The organism is Nostoc sp. ChiSLP03a (genome assembly GCF_034531215.2).
Lineage (GTDB): Bacteria > Cyanobacteriota > Cyanobacteriia > Cyanobacteriales > Nostocaceae > Nostoc.
Genome location: NZ_JAVRBQ020000034.1, coordinates 1 through 15,152, shown reverse-complemented (window position 1 = coordinate 15,152; position 15,152 = coordinate 1). Strand labels below are relative to the sequence as shown.

Sequence of the window (15,152 nt, the reverse complement as noted above, 5' to 3'; positions counted from 1 at the left end):
CAGATATATAATTGGTTAAACTTTGGTTTTGAACAAATTAATATGAGTAATTTTGACCATTCTCAGTATCGAAAAGATTATCTTATTTTATTAGTAATTTGGGTGATAGCATTAGCTATAGATAGAGCTTGGTTTTTCTTAGATAACTCAATTCCAGCCTTCGATCAAAGCGCACATTTAGCTACAGCATTACATCATTATAAAGTTTTTCAAAACTTCAATATCTTCTCAGGAGATTGGTGGTTATCTCTGTGGGAATTAACTCCCAGTTATCGCGCTCCTTTTGTATATATTTGCACTGTCCCATTTTTGATGTTGTTTGGTCGTGGATATGACCAAGCAAGTTTGGTCAACTTATTGTATACTGCAATGATTATATTTTCAGTATATCATTTAGGTAATTTTTTATTTGAAAATCGAAAAATTAGCATAACTGCCAGCATATTTTGTGTGTTATTTCCTATTTTAGGAATTATTAGGACAGATTATTTATTAGATTATGGTTTGACAGCAATTGTTACAGCAACTTTTACAGTCTTGACAATTTGGAAAGATAGTTATATTAAGTTTTTCTCATGGCTGTTAACTATCCTATTGGGCGTTGGAATAGGTTTAATTTTGTTGGCTAAACCTACAGGTTTTATTTTTATTTTAGTTCCTAGTATTTGGGTATTAATTAGTTTTATTAGAAAACGTAGATTTATCAAACTAATTCAAGCTTGCTTATCTTTGGTAATAGCTTGGTTGATTTGTAGTTTTTGGTATGGCTTAAATTGGTTAACAATTATTACATCGGCATTAAATGCTAACCAAGTTGGAAAAAGGGAGGGCGATCCTTCTCCCACAACTATTGCTGGATGGCTATACTATCCACAAATGATCCCAGAAAGCGTTGGTTTACCAATATTATGTGCGAGTATTGGCATTTTATTGGTTTATCTGATTAAATATAAATTTACTAATAATTCAATTTCAGCGAATCTCCATAAATCGGCTCGAATTTGGTTATTAGTTACCTTAATTAGTAGCTATATAATTTGTTCTTTGGGCACAAATAAAGACATTAGATTTATTTTGCCATGCTTTCCGATAATTAGTTTAATCTTGGCGGATTTATTCAATTTAGTTGAAAATATATATTTTGATAGACTGAGATTAGCCACTTTAGTATTAAGTTGCATAGTTTTACTAAACAATTTGTTTCCATTACCCCTAATTCAAACATGGGGTGGTAGACATTTGCCTAATAATGATGCTCAAGAATATCCTCTAGACAAACTTATACACAAAATCACCGAAACCAATTTATATTTAAGGTCGAATTTAGGGGTAATTCCTGTTTCTACACCGCAGATAAATGAGTATACTTTAAATTATTTTGGAGCATTAGCAGATTTTCGCGTATCTGGCAGAAAATTAACAACCAAATTATCTCAGATAGAGCAAGATTTACAATATTTTTGTTGGTATATTACTAGAGATAATGAACCATATAGACCTGGAGAAAGTGGAGAGACTAAAAAGAAATTAAAATCTTTAGTCGAATCTTCTCCTGATTTGAAATTACAGGGCGATTGGATATTACCTCATGGAGATAAAATGCGTTTATATAACTGCAAAAATCCTCCTGTAACTGTTGAAAAAATCAATAATAGCGAGTCTGCAATTAGTTTAGAAAAAGTTGCGATTTCTCAGCAACTAATTTTAGAGCAAAACAATCCTGTAACCTATGAAATAACGGGTTCATGGCATGATTTGCAAAATGGAATATTACTGTTAAAATGGCAAAATGACCAATCATCCTGGTATCACGATCATGCCATTGGTTTAGGTAATTTGTACTGTGGGATCAAATGTCATCCTGAAGGAACTTTCCGGGTGAAAGAAGCTTTAGCTACATTTATTCCGAAAACACTACCACTAGGAAAATATCAGCTATCAGCACTATATTTAGATAGAAGAAACAACAAAACCACATCTTTAAATATTCCAGATATTACTGTAAATGTGACAGATGTAGGAACAGTAGAAAAATCGCCAGCTTTAGATTTAGTTACCCGAACTTCACAGCTAGCACAAGAGTTACAACAGGGTAAATTAAATAATATCTTTGTGCAGATAGGTCATTTCAATCAATACGATCCCACTCAGGATTATTTAAAACAAATTGATTTCGCGGCTAATTATTATCTGCAAACAGAGCCAAATAATTTAAATTGGCGTTACATTTTAGTCTTATCACAACTTTTACAGCGCCAAGTCCCAGAATTAATCCAAAATTTAAAAGAATTAACTAAATATGATGCTCAAAATCCTTACACATGGATTTATTTAGCTTTTGTTTATTTATATAATTTTCAACCTACACAAGCTGAACAAAAATTAGCGATCGCAGAACAATTAAAACCAGATATACCAGAATTAAAAACTTTAAAAACTGTCACAAATATTATGAAATTTTTGCCACTACAATGGTTTGCTACCAAGGAATAGGAGAAATGAGGAGCAACCTCAGTTTATACAATTGCAAGTCTGGTGAATGAAATAACGAACTGCCGTTGTGCCGCGTCTCCTAGAGAAAGACGCTAAGAGCGCCAAGGAAAGTGGTTTGTACAGGGTTTTTGTATCACTCATATACCTTTTGGTAAAATTGGGATGCTCCCTAGTAATTCTGTTAAGGCAACAACGAAACCAAGCGATCACCATCCTGAATTAGCAGCAAAAATGGCTCATTTATCCAACTCCGAGACGACTGTCCAATCCGTAATGTACCTAAAGCAGTGCATGCTGTTTCTAATGCTTTTCTAATTTCGAGAATATTTTCAGCTGTTGCTACTTTACCTACAAATACCTGAATGTAGTTGGCGATCGCACTGAAACAGTCAGCCAATTATCACTGAGCTTGGACAATCAGCTTTGTTATATTCTCCAAAAAACGGTATCGCACACTACTATTTTTTAGCGATCGCAAAACTTTTCGGTCTAATGAATTTGTCAAGTTCCTGTAAATCTCTAGAAAAGTTTGTGTAATTTTACTGAAAAGATTGGTGCAATTGTCGCACAATTATAGTAAAAAAGTAATAACTTACATTCTTTTAGCCTTAACGTACTATTCTCCCGTTTCGGCACGGTAATGCCTAGTACTATGCAACTACAACGAAAGTTGTATCCAAGAAAAATTAAAGTAAAGGAAAATGTAAATGTTTGATCAAGATTTACAAGGCGAGCTAATTACCGTTGATCTAGGAGATGATGTCATCGCCCAGGTCGAAGTTATCGAAACTGGAAGAGAAAAAGTCGGTGCAGGAACGCTACCATTTGACTCAATAGCTAAAGCAATCTCCAAAATTTCTCAGGTCATTGCTAAACCCATTCAAGAAGTAAAACCGACTAAAGCAACAGTCAAATATGGTTTAGCGATTAGTATCGAAGAAGGAAGTTTAGTCGCCGCAGTGGTACGGGGCACGGGAAAAGCAAATTTGGAAATTACCTTGGAGTGGGAAAACAAACCAGTAACCAATAAAGTAAATTCATAAAAAAATAGTTCTTCAGCACCTGTTATGCCAAATTATTAGTTAAACATAAAAAGTCACCTTCAAAATCAAGGTCAAAACTCTAAATCACAGTCAAAATCATAAAATGTTAGTAAATAATATTCACTTTGATTGCATAGCAAGGGTTTCATTATATTCATAAAGTGATTTGACATAATATGCAATGAAGATCCCAAAAAATTATCACACCCATGTCATTATCTCTTTACGAACTACTTCAAAGATGTACAGTTAAATTTATCCCAAGTAGATCGAAATTTTGGGGGACAGGTTTTTTTGTTGCCAAAAATACAATTATCACCTGCGCTCATGTTGTACAGGGCTATAATACAGCAGAAATTCCAATACTTTGGCGAGGACAAGCAGGTGCAGTAGCAAAAGTAGAGGAAGTTTTACCATCTCCTATTGATTTGGCAATTTTAACAGTGGAATTCTTAAATGGAGAAGAGCCGCCTTGTGTTTTGCTCGACGAAGAGTTTAAACCTTTTGATCGCTTATATGTCTATGGCTATCCAATTGATTTTCCAGATGGAGGTTCCGTTACTATAAATTGCGAAGGAGATGTAACAGATAAAGGCTTAAATCTTATTAAAGCTCAAGCCGGACAAATTCAGCCCGGTCATAGCGGTTCACCTGTATTGAATAATGAAACAGGCAAAGTTTGCGGTATTATCAGCGAAACACGGAAACGTTCAACTAATTTAGGTGGCTTACTTATTCCGGTAACAACAATTTTTAGCCACTTTCCAGAAATTAGATCGATAAATAAAAAAACTATTGAAAAAGATAAACATTGGGTACAGTTATTACCTCAACATATTCAACCTGATAAACATCATATATTAATTGATTATTTTAGACAGGAAGCAAATCGTCACCGCTTAATGCGTCTACCTTTGCTCAACTCCGAAGGCAAACCTATCCTATTACCTATTGAGTTACTTTGCATAGATTTACCACTAAAATTAACCCATAATCCTTTAAATGGGAAAATAGGTGACGTGGAAAACGAAGGATGGATAATACGTGAGAGCTTTACCAGTGCCCTACTTTTTGATCGTGCCGCGCGGAATCAAACTGTCCAAGAAAGTGAAGATACAACTTACCGATTAAGCAATCATTTGGAATCGGGCGCAAGATTAGTTTTAGTTGGAGATCCTGGTTGCGGTAAAACAACACTATTATCCTCTCTTGCCTATCATTACGCGGTGCGTCAACTGCCTGACTCTTTACAAAATGAATTTTTGATAAAGCAAAAGGAATCTAAATTTAAAAATACATTACCAGATAAACCTTGGATTCCTGTCACTTTAGCATGTCGGGATCTTTTAGACGCTCAACTTGATAATGGTTTAACTGACTTGATTAAGCATCAATTGAGACGACTAGGTTATGGCAGAAATAGAATTCAATGCCTATTGGATTTTATTGAGCAACGAATGCTTAAAGGCGAGATTTTACTGTTAGTTGATGGCTTAGATGAGATTCCAGTAGCACAACAACGTCAAAAATTTGCTCATTTCCTAGCTGCACAAACCAGCATGTACCCAAACACCCCAGTGGTTTGTACTTCTAGAATAGTTGGCTTTAGAAGTATTCAAGCAGTTTTAGATTCATTTACGCATCTGAACGTAGCACCATTGGGTATAGATGAAAAAAAGCAGTTTGTTCGAGATTGGGCGAAATTATTATCAGAACATGATTCTACTCGGATTCTGGACGAGCTTGAATCTCAAATTTGTTACGATCGTAAAATCGCCAAGTTGTGTGAAAACGTACTTCTTCTGGCTTTAATTGTACAAATGCTCATACAGGATGGGCATTTGCATCGTCGAAGAGTAGATGTATACCGCCGTGCTATAGAACTAATGATTGAACGGCAAAGAGTTGGTAATGAATTACCACTTGTTATGAACGAAGTTTGTCCTTATTTAGAGCATCTTGCATATTGTATGCGTTTAGACGGTGCCCAACATTGGACGGAAACGCGAATAGTTCAAGCCATTATAGAAGTACGTGAGCATGAAGCAGAAGAGATTGAGCTAAAACGACGTTCACCATATGAGTGGATAAATGCTGCTATCAACCAGCTTGGTATTCTTAATGTAGCAGGTTCAAGTCAGATTGATGATCGAGGCTACGAACGGCGTACTATACAATTTTTCCACCAATCTTTTCAAGAATATTTTGCAGCGCAAGCTATAAGTCATGGTCGTGCAGTATATGATAACACAGGTGTTTTAAGCCATCTACGTCAGAAAGTACATGAACTGGACATCGTAGAGCGAAAGATTGAATCTATAGGTAGTGGGCAAGAAACAGAACCTGTAGCTGCTGGCCATTGGCAAGAGGTTGTACGTTTTTGTATCTCTAATTTAGATAAGAAAAGTGAGAAGCAGAACGGCTTAGATATCTTCAGTACAGATGCTGCTTTACGGACGCTGTTGCCATCCCACAATACACCAAACAAAAAAGCCCGTGCGTTAGCTAGCTTTGCTCTGCAATGTTTAGTGGAAGAACCGGATATCAAAGATGAAACAGTTTATTTGGTGCTTGATGCGGCTATAGAAAACCTTAATGACTTTGATGGTTTGAATAGCAAACAAAATACGCTGATGGATGAAGCATTTTATGCAGTAATGCAATCTTGTTTTGGACAGCAATGTCGAAAACGATTGCTACAAAGCTATATTCAGGCTCGTGATAATCATCGATATAAAATTGGATGTGTCCTTGGTACAGCAACACAAAGTGAAACTCTTAATGCAGATAATTCAGTTCGGATATTAGAACCTCTTTTAGAAAAATTAACTGCTGTCCACTCGGTCACAGAAAGTGTTGATGCCGCACTTAGGTTAGTAGAAATATTTTATCGTCCCCAGGGGCAGAATGCTAGCGCGACAATAGATTTTCTGCCGAATGAACTCTTGCATAAAACCATCAATATATTATTAGCAACTGCTATAGAAGGGGAGGCAAGTAAAGATGCTGTTTCAAATACAGCTGTGTGGGCACTAGGATGGTTGACTAGTGCAAAGGACAGCAATTCTTACAAAATTTATACTTTTACTGAAGATGAACTTAACTGCTTACGGCAAATAATTATGACCGAGAGGCGGGATGATTTCGCTAGAGGTTGGGCAGCTTTAATTTTGAGTGTATGTATCACTGAAAGAACTGTATTTGCCCAAGAGGATTGGATTTATGAATGGGCACTTGTGGCAGATGGAGCCAAACCCCATATGCAATTACCTGTAGCGATATCTATTCAACGTCCGGTAGATATATATATTTTGAAATATTCAATTTCTTCTCATTTATCGATAAAGGCTAAAGGTCTTATTGCCATTGCTCTAGGACGACTGGGGCATTTTATACCTGAAATGGTAGACCCGCTCCTACAGATTTTTCAGAACAATATTTTGAGTAATTCATACCGTGACGAAGCGTTAGTGTATCTAGTATTAACTGGAGGTTCTCAAGTTATTTCCTCGCTCATAGACGGGATAAATCGTCAAAATGATGATTCTGATCAATATGGTTTACACGGACGCTGTATTTTAGCACTCATAGGCATGGGTGATATAAATGCGCTTAAGTACCAACTCGATATTGGCATAGAGGAGCAAACAGATATCAGTGCTTATGCTTACGCATTAGCAGGTGTTGCAAATCCGCAAGGAAGGAAAGTACTTGAGTCCATGAAAAATCATAAAAAAAAGGAGGTTTGTAATGCAGTTAATAATGCTTTGTCACAACTGAGTCAACGAAGTTCAACGAATGCAAAACAAACAAGTTCAAATTCGTCTGGAAAAGATGACGCTAAGAACCCTATTTCATACATTAAAGGAATTTTTACAAGTTTAAGTAAACAAAGTTCGCAAAAAATCAATCTTGAATCACAAAAACCTAAAAAAGGAACACACGTAGATAAAGAAATGTCAAAACGAGGTCACTTAATTCATAAATTAAAGGCTAAAGATACGACGGGACAATGGGCATATTACTTTGTTCATATAAGACCTGAAAATGAACAGGAGTTCTTAAAGGCGTTAGACTCCAAAAAGAGTATTGATTTAGAAGATTATGGAAAAGTTATAGGTTCTTGTTATGGAGAAAAACCGAATAAAAAGCTAAGAGATTTATTAAAAAATAAATATGGATTCGATGTTTAGATTTACTATATTTTTTTAAAGCACAATTCTATCGGATTAATTCAAACTTAAATACTCAACTAAAATCACCCACTATTAACTATAATGGACACAGAAACTTTACTAGTAAAAAGCTTCCAAAAAGTCTTTGAAAATATGAATCAGGAAGGGATAAAAGAAAGTGTAGATAAAAAAGGTATCGATAAATTTATTTCTGATTGTGCTTTATTAGCTGCCACAACAGGTGCAGCAAGCGGTTTTGGGGGATTTTCAACCATGATTGTTGGTGTTCCTGTTGACGTTTTAAATAACGTTGTTCAACAATTTAGAGTAACATTGGCAGTAATTTACGACAAAAAAGGAGTATATAAAGTTTCTTTTCCCCAATTCATGAAAATAGTAGGAGTTTCATTAGGTGTAGAAATTGGTGCAACGCTAACAAAATCAATAATGTTAAGTATTGCGAACAAAATAATCATCAGATTATCTGCAACAACTGCGGGTAAAGCTGTACCTTTTTTAGGTGCATTTATTGGAGGGAGCGTAAACTACGGTTTCATTAGAGGTATAGGAGCTGCTGTTAAAAGAATAGATATGAGCAGCATTTCATTTGAGCAAGATGTGCAACTTGATGATTTAAAGGATAATTAGACCTCTTGGAAAGGGCGTGGCTGTGATAACAATTTTTATCACAGGAAAAATGCACTCATTGCCTGAATAATTGATGAGAATGGGGTTTTTATCCCCTCGAAAAGGGGGAATAGCAAAAACGAGGTTTGACATTATTGGTATTGAGTTAGGTCGAGGGGGAGATAATACTCCCCTCGACCTAATTCGTTTCTTATCTGAAGATAAACCTCGACTTCGCAAGAACAGTCAACAAAGCGACCAAAAGCATTGATATACGCAGGCTGTAATCACCAAACTAAGAAAATAAGGCTTGAATTTTCTTAGTTTCGGCTTTTTGAAAGCATTTTCTCCTCTACTCTTGGGCTTAAAAGACTTGGTAACACTTTCAATCCTGTGAATTACTACGCAACGCTGGGTTATTTTGCATTGTTTAGTCTAAATTCCAGTTATTACTAATATTTAAATAAAAATTAACAACTAAACAGAAAAGTTAAAATAATGTCAACGAATTTGATAGAAAAAACATATTAAATCTGTCCAGAAGTAGAGATAATTTTTAGAAGACGAAAACAATACAAACCATTTTTTACTTGGATAAGGTTTGATGTCGAGAAACTGTTCCAACTTCAGGGGAGAATTCAGCACGTGAAGGCTCCGGTGTTATAAACCTGAAGAGTAAATAAAAGGGACTGGGTATGGAAAAGAGGCATCGGGGCAGGGTGCAAAAGGGAAAATTCTCCCTTGCTCCCTGCTCCCTTGCTTCTTCCCCAGTTCCCGATACATAGAGAAAAAGTTAAGCGCGAGGACATAGATTTAGTATGGCTAATAGCAGTGCAATCACCGCAGCACGACACTTGAGTGAAAAGTTACCTTCACCGCTCAAACGTTTGGCAGATTTGGCTTATAACTATTGGTGGAGTTGGAGCGGCGATCGCATCTCTCTATTCCAAAGCATCGATCCCCAAGAATGGGAACGCTGTGGGCATAATCCAGTAGCAATTTTAGAGTCAGCAACTTATGAGCGTCTGACGCAATTAGCAGAAGACCCATTTTATCTAAAGCAGATATCCGCCCTCGCGCGTGAGTTTGACCAATACATCAACCAGCAAGATACTTGGGTTAGTCGAGTTGCACCGCAAGTATCTAGAGAGCATCCTATTGCTTACTTTTGCGCCGAATTTGGCATCCATGAATCTTTACCCGTCTACTCTGGTGGCTTGGGAATTCTCGCCGGGGATCACTTGAAATCATCATCAGATTTGGGTGTGCCGTTGGTTGGTGTTGGCTTGTTGTATCGCCAAGGTTATTTTCGGCAACGCTTGAACCGCCAAGGTTGGCAAGAAGATTATTATATTGACAACCCCTTCGGCCACATGCCCCTAGAGTTAATTAAAAATGAGCAAGGGGAATCGGTGACTATCGAGTTACAAGTTCGCCAACGGGTTGTGAAAGTGCAAATCTGGCGAGTGCAAGTTGGGCGAGTCACCTTATATTTATTAGATAGCGATCGCCACGATAACGATCCCATTGACCGTTGGTTGACGGGACACTTATACGGCGGTAACTTGGAAACCCGCATCGCCCAAGAAGTCGTTTTGGGAATTGGCGGTGTTCGCGCCCTACACGCCTTGGGTATTGAACCTTCTGTCTATCACCTCAATGAAGGACACGCTGCATTCTGCACCTTGGAAGTTGCGCGGGTAGAAATTGAACGGACTGGTAAATCTTTCTACGACATTGAAGCCAAGGTGCGGAACAGTTGCGTATTTACCACCCATACCCCCGTTCCCGCCGGTCATGATGTCTTCTCGCCCGATTTAATCGACTCTTTCTTTGCCAGCTATTGGCCGCAATTGCGACTTTCGCGCGAACAATTTTTGTCATTGGGTGCAAGGCGATTGGGCGATCCTTGGGAACCCTTTGGCATGACCGTTTTAGCTTTACGGATGTCTCGTGCTTGCAATGGTGTAAGTGAATTACACGGTCAAGTTTCCCGTAAAATGTGGACAGTTCTCTATCCGCAGCGATCCGAAGATAAGGTACCAATTGGTTACATTACCAATGGCGTTCATGCACCCACTTGGACTGCACCCTTGTTAGGTGACTTATATGAGGAATATTTGGGAGAAGACTGGAAAAATCGCGCCGTCGATCCCAAGATGTGGGCTAAAGTTGACGAGATTCCTGATGAGGAATTGTGGTCGCGGCATCTCATTCTCAAAGAAAGATTGATTGCCTTCACCCGTTATAAGGTAAAGAAATCACGGGAGTTGCGTGGCGAAAATCATCAACTCATTCAAGCAACAGAAAAATTACTAGATCCCAATGTCTTGACCATTGGATTTGCCAGACGCTTCAGCCCTTATAAACGCGGGGATCTGATTTTGCGCGATGCCCAACGCGCACTGAAGATTTTTGGTAATGCTCAACGTCCAGTACAAATTATCTTTGCAGGTAAAGCCCACCCAGCCGATGAAGAAGGTAAGCGAATTATCCAACGCTTAATGGAGTGGTGTCACAATTCCGGGATTATCAACCGAGTTGCCTTTATTGAAGATTACGACATTTACACTGGTCAAAAATTGGTGCAAGGCGTGGATGTTTGGTTAAATAATCCCCGTCGTCCTTTGGAAGCGTCTGGTACGAGTGGACAAAAAGTCTGCTTCAACGGCGGTCTTAATTGCAGCGTTTTGGATGGCTGGTGGTGCGAAGGCTACCAAACAGGGCCAGATGGTAAAGGAATTAACGGTTGGGCAATTGGTGAAGATGCTCATACTAGCGATCAAGAATTGCAAGATGGGATTGATTCGCGATCGCTTTATCAGTTGTTAGAAGAAGAAATCGTTCCTCTATACTATGACCAAGATGCCCAAGGCATTCCTCACCGTTGGGTGCAAATGATGAAAACGTCCATTAAGACGAATGCGCCGTTATTCAACACCGACAGAATGATTGCCGACTACGTTTCACAGGTGTATGTCCCAGAGATTTCTAAGAGTGTGGAACCGATTTTAGCTAAAGTACTGCTTTAGAGCATTTTTACTTTCCTGGTTAAATAGGGGGCGGGTTTTCTGCCCCTTTTTTTGCTCCTAGTATCGCTTGCGATATAGCAACAGCCAACGTGGTTAGGACATTAACAGATGATAAAACTTAGACACAACAAGACTTTTCACCCAATCCCCAGTCACCAGTCCCCAGTCTCTTGCGATAAGATCGAGAATAAATTCATGCTGTGTTTATGGCAACCCAACTCAGCCAAGCCAAATCACCAACAGAACTGGTAATCTCTTGGGAAGCCTTGCCCAAAGATTTTCAACTAGAGGATGAACCAGTGGAGAATACCAGTCAGCCACTTTTAGCTGGTGCTTTGCGTGAAAGCCTAGAAATCAGTGGATTCATCCAACCCCAGATGTTGATAGCTTCAAACTTTGGTCTTTGTGCGACAGTCAACGAGCAATTTATTGCCAAAGCACCAGACTGGGTTTATGTGCCGTCGGTTAATCAAGTGGTGGCTAACCGCAAAAGTTATACACCCAATTTAGAAGGAGATATTCCGGCGATCGCTATTGAATTTTTATCCGATACTGAAGGTGGAGAATATTCAGTCAAGCGAACTTATCCACCAGGAAAATGGTTTTTCTACGAGCAAATTTTGCAGATTCCCATCTACATAATTTTTGAACCTTATGGCGGTTTATTAGAATATTATCAACTGGAAAATAAGCGCTATGAGTTAAAGCAACCTGACGAAAATGGTCGTCATTGGATTGATGTAATGGGCTTATTTTTAGGAACTTGGCAAGGAACAAAAGAAGGTCGCACTGGTTATTGGTTGCGCTGGTGGGATCGAGATGGTAATTTATTACCGTGGGCTGTAGAACAGATTGAACAAGAACGTCAACGCGCCGAACAAGAACGTCAACGCGCCGAACAAGAACGCCAACGCGCCGAACAAGAACGTCAGCAAAAAGAACGACTGATTGCTTACTTACAATCTCAAGGTATTGACCCGAATAACTTACCCCCGTTTGAGTAGAGACAATTTTAAAGTCCCTCTCCCAAGTTCGGGAGAGGGATTTAGAGTGAGGGTTTTTTATTCATGCAAAAAGTCTAATCATCCGATTTTGCAAAACTAGTTTGCTATATCAATGCTGAATCATGACTGAGAAACAAGATCCCTGACTTCTTTAAAAATTTGAAAATCTGCGGCTGATAAATCGAATAGGATTATTACAGAAATCCTAAATCATTTTAGGAATTAATACTCATCACTCTGGAAATATTTTTTTTAGTTGAGAAATAATATCAAAGTTGCTGATTTTCCAATCTTCCCATGCATTTTGAATAGCTTCTTTTTGTTCTTGAGTTAACTGCCAAGAAAGTGGAGGATTAATTTTACCACGAGGGAATTTAATGGGAATATGCATAATTTCTATTCCTTTTTGGCAAGATTTATCTTTTAAAAATTGCTGCACTTTTTCCGGCTCATCATGCTTGTAGCCGCATTTATACTTGTCTGTCAAAAGTTCTATATTTAATGTATTTCCTTCGTTCTGTGTATCACTACGAACATTTAATAAAGCGAGCAATGAACCAATAACTTCCATCTGCCATCCCGGAGCGCCTTTTTCTTTTTGGGGACTCTCATCATCAGGAAAAGCATTTATTTGGATTAAAACAACTTTTTTAATTTGGGAAGATTGCTCAGATTCTAATAGTTGATTCAGTAAATCTATGGTAGTACCAATACCAAAGTTGTCGAAGTAACCACCATCACCTATATGATAATTCCATCTAGTATCTTGACTAGGACGGCACACAGGAGATACATAAGGAAAAGTGGCAGACAATCTAGCGGCTGTCGTCACATCAATATCATATTCTGGATAAAGGGTATTAAAATCTATAGATTTGCAATCCTGATGCGGACTAAAAGTCATTGGACTAATTAAAAAACGCCGTCCATCTTCAACTAAAGTTGCATTAAAAATAGGAATAGGAATAATTCCTTGGTCAATTTTGTCACTCCAGCTACCTAAACTTGCATTAGGATTTTTCATTTCTCCTTTCCAATCTATTTCGATAGCAGTACCACGGTCTTGTTCAGTTGTAGTATCTTTCTCTTTCTCTTTTGGTAAGACAAAAGGTAAACCAATAAAACGAAGTAAATCTGGATAAGCAAATCCCCAGCCTGTAGCATCCAAACTGTCTTGTGTAGCGCTTTTAAAAATCTGTTTTAATTGATTTTCTTCTGGATAACCCCGATCTCCAAATCTATCCAAATAAAACATTGTACCGACAGAACCACCCGAAACTGAGCTTATCCAACCAATAGCTTTGGTAAATTTAGATCCAAGTTCTTGCTGTAAACCAGTCAAAACTTTAGCTGTCCATCCAGATGCTTGAATACCTCCACCACTAGCACAAACTACTACTAAAGTTTTATCTTCAGTTTGTTGATTTTTCAGACGTTGAGAGATAACATTAATCCACTTTTCTTTTGTTGGTTTTAGCCAGTTGTTTTTTGAGTATGTTTTGTAAAAATGATCTACCTGAAAAATAGCATAAGAAACAGATGAAATTGCTAAAAATAATAGCAATGTGGGAATGCGAGACACGTCAACAAAGTAAGAAATCCCTCCTATCCACACTACAATAACTGACAAAATGAGAGTTATATAAAAAAGAGCAGGAGCTTCAAATCTATTACTAATTGGGCGAGGTTTCAAGATAAAATAACCTAAACCATAAACCATTAATAGAAAAAGTGAAAATACTGTTATTGCAGCAATTCCGTAAGATAAATTCCCATTTACATCTACATAACCCCTTTGTATTCTTTCTGGTAAAAAAGAAATTATTTTTAATAAAGCCTGTTTTAAAAATTGATTGTGTTCAAAAAAGTACTTGTTAAAGTAATTGGTTATTAGTAATAAAGCTCCTGCAATCATGCCAAATATAATTCCCCAACCTTCCCAGCTACGATCTGCTTCTTGTATTTCTTTTTTAGAAAGCTGAGTCGCCTTGATGCCAATTGGAAGACTTAAGATAATAGCGATTAAATATTGGAGAAATACTGGAATTATTTGCTGTTGAGGTACATCAAAACGAAAATGGGAATTATACAAGATGATATCGAAAACTTGTATCGTAGCCAGTCCTGCTAAAACTGCACCTCCAATAACTAAAACCAATTGATTATTAGCGCGAAGTACAAATAAGTTTTTTAAAATTGCTGAGAAACCAGAATTCACTGAAATTGTTGGCAATAATAATAGCAATAAACCAATAATTATAGGTACTCGCAAAAAGAAAATATATTGCAATACACTGTAGAAATTTTGTAGCATTAAACTCAAGAATGCTAGTCCCAACCACAAGACAATGCCGTTAAAAACCTGTTGTTTTTTGTTCATAACAAATCTCTGTAAATCTACAAGAATTTAATTGTTTTTGTTCATATTGGCTTATATCTTGCACTCAGCTTTCAGATAAATGAAGATTGAAGAATAATTCAGGAGTCACAATTTAGGAGTGGAGCCGGAGACGCTCCACCTTTGCTCATTCCGGTGAGAATGAAGACGCTTGTGGATTCGCTCTAAAAGCAAGATATAAGCCAATAAAGTTTGATACACAAGAAGATATCAAAATTCCGCAAAAGTGATTATGAAGTTATATAGCAACCGCCAAGGCGGTTAAGCCGCTGTGTGAAGCACAGCTTCCATCGCATCTCTCAGACAGCCAAATTGAATTATTTGCTTACGAATTCGGCTTTTTAACCATGACCAACATCGCTCAATTTTGTTAAGCTCGG

8 protein-coding genes and 1 pseudogene are annotated in these 15,152 nt (G+C 37.6%); 6 read left to right on the top strand and 3 right to left on the bottom strand.

Annotation, left to right across the window (positions count from 1 at the left end; translation table 11 throughout):
• Positions 1 to 42 precede the first annotated feature (42 nt).
• Positions 43 to 2,493: a hypothetical protein gene (locus tag RMY32_RS04995; protein WP_322715263.1), complete on the top strand. Its 2,451-nt coding sequence runs from the start codon at positions 43 to 45 to the stop codon at positions 2,491 to 2,493.
• 181 nt (positions 2,494 to 2,674) lie between these two features.
• Here RMY32_RS04995 and RMY32_RS04990 read toward each other — a convergent pair whose 3' ends face one another.
• Positions 2,675 to 2,890 (bottom strand): hypothetical protein, encoded by a 216-nt coding sequence (locus RMY32_RS04990; protein ID WP_322715262.1) that lies wholly within the window; start codon positions 2,888 to 2,890, stop codon positions 2,675 to 2,677.
• Between the two features lie 310 nt (positions 2,891 to 3,200).
• Between RMY32_RS04990 and RMY32_RS04985 the strand changes: the two genes are divergently transcribed.
• The 5 genes from RMY32_RS04985 (at position 3,201) to RMY32_RS04965 (ending at position 12,374) form a co-directional block, all read left to right on the top strand.
• Positions 3,201 to 3,536 carry a CU044_2847 family protein gene (locus RMY32_RS04985; protein ID WP_322715260.1) on the top strand — a complete coding sequence of 112 codons (336 nt, stop codon included), beginning with the start codon at positions 3,201 to 3,203 and terminating at the stop codon, positions 3,534 to 3,536.
• A 209-nt stretch (positions 3,537 to 3,745) separates the two neighbouring features.
• Positions 3,746 to 7,729, top strand: coding sequence for a trypsin-like peptidase domain-containing protein (locus tag RMY32_RS04980; protein WP_322715258.1), 3,984 nt, complete (start codon positions 3,746 to 3,748; stop codon positions 7,727 to 7,729).
• An 84-nt stretch (positions 7,730 to 7,813) separates the two neighbouring features.
• Positions 7,814 to 8,359 (top strand): hypothetical protein, encoded by a 546-nt coding sequence (locus tag RMY32_RS04975; protein ID WP_322715256.1) that lies wholly within the window; start codon positions 7,814 to 7,816, stop codon positions 8,357 to 8,359.
• A gap of 797 nt (positions 8,360 to 9,156) precedes the next feature.
• Entirely contained in the window at positions 9,157 to 11,370 is a 2,214-nt protein-coding gene (glgP, locus tag RMY32_RS04970; RefSeq protein ID WP_322715255.1) for an alpha-glucan family phosphorylase, read from the top strand.
• Between the two features lie 206 nt (positions 11,371 to 11,576).
• Complete coding sequence (locus tag RMY32_RS04965) at positions 11,577 to 12,374, top strand: Uma2 family endonuclease (RefSeq protein WP_322715254.1); 798 nt, start codon at positions 11,577 to 11,579, stop codon at positions 12,372 to 12,374.
• 232 nt (positions 12,375 to 12,606) lie between these two features.
• On the opposite strand, the gene RMY32_RS04960 is transcribed toward RMY32_RS04965, so the two are convergent.
• Positions 12,607 to 14,754, bottom strand: coding sequence for a hypothetical protein (locus tag RMY32_RS04960; protein WP_322715253.1), 2,148 nt, complete (start codon positions 14,752 to 14,754; stop codon positions 12,607 to 12,609).
• Between the two features lie 279 nt (positions 14,755 to 15,033).
• A pseudogene (locus RMY32_RS04955) lies at positions 15,034 to 15,152 on the bottom strand (IS630 family transposase); the annotation flags it as partial.

Bases quoted from the DNA above. Each gene is read 5' to 3' on its own strand.
- RMY32_RS04995 (WP_322715263.1), top strand. From the start codon at position 43: ATGAGTAATTTTGACCATTCTCAGTATCGAAAAGATTATCTTATTTTA.
- RMY32_RS04985 (WP_322715260.1), top strand. From the start codon at position 3,201: ATGTTTGATCAAGATTTACAAGGCGAGCTAATTACCGTTGATCTAGGA.
- RMY32_RS04980 (WP_322715258.1), top strand. From the start codon at position 3,746: ATGTCATTATCTCTTTACGAACTACTTCAAAGATGTACAGTTAAATTT.
- RMY32_RS04975 (WP_322715256.1), top strand. From the start codon at position 7,814: ATGGACACAGAAACTTTACTAGTAAAAAGCTTCCAAAAAGTCTTTGAA.
- glgP (WP_322715255.1), top strand. From the start codon at position 9,157: ATGGCTAATAGCAGTGCAATCACCGCAGCACGACACTTGAGTGAAAAG.
- RMY32_RS04965 (WP_322715254.1), top strand. From the start codon at position 11,577: ATGGCAACCCAACTCAGCCAAGCCAAATCACCAACAGAACTGGTAATC.
- RMY32_RS04960 (WP_322715253.1), bottom strand. From the start codon at position 14,754: ATGAACAAAAAACAACAGGTTTTTAACGGCATTGTCTTGTGGTTGGGA.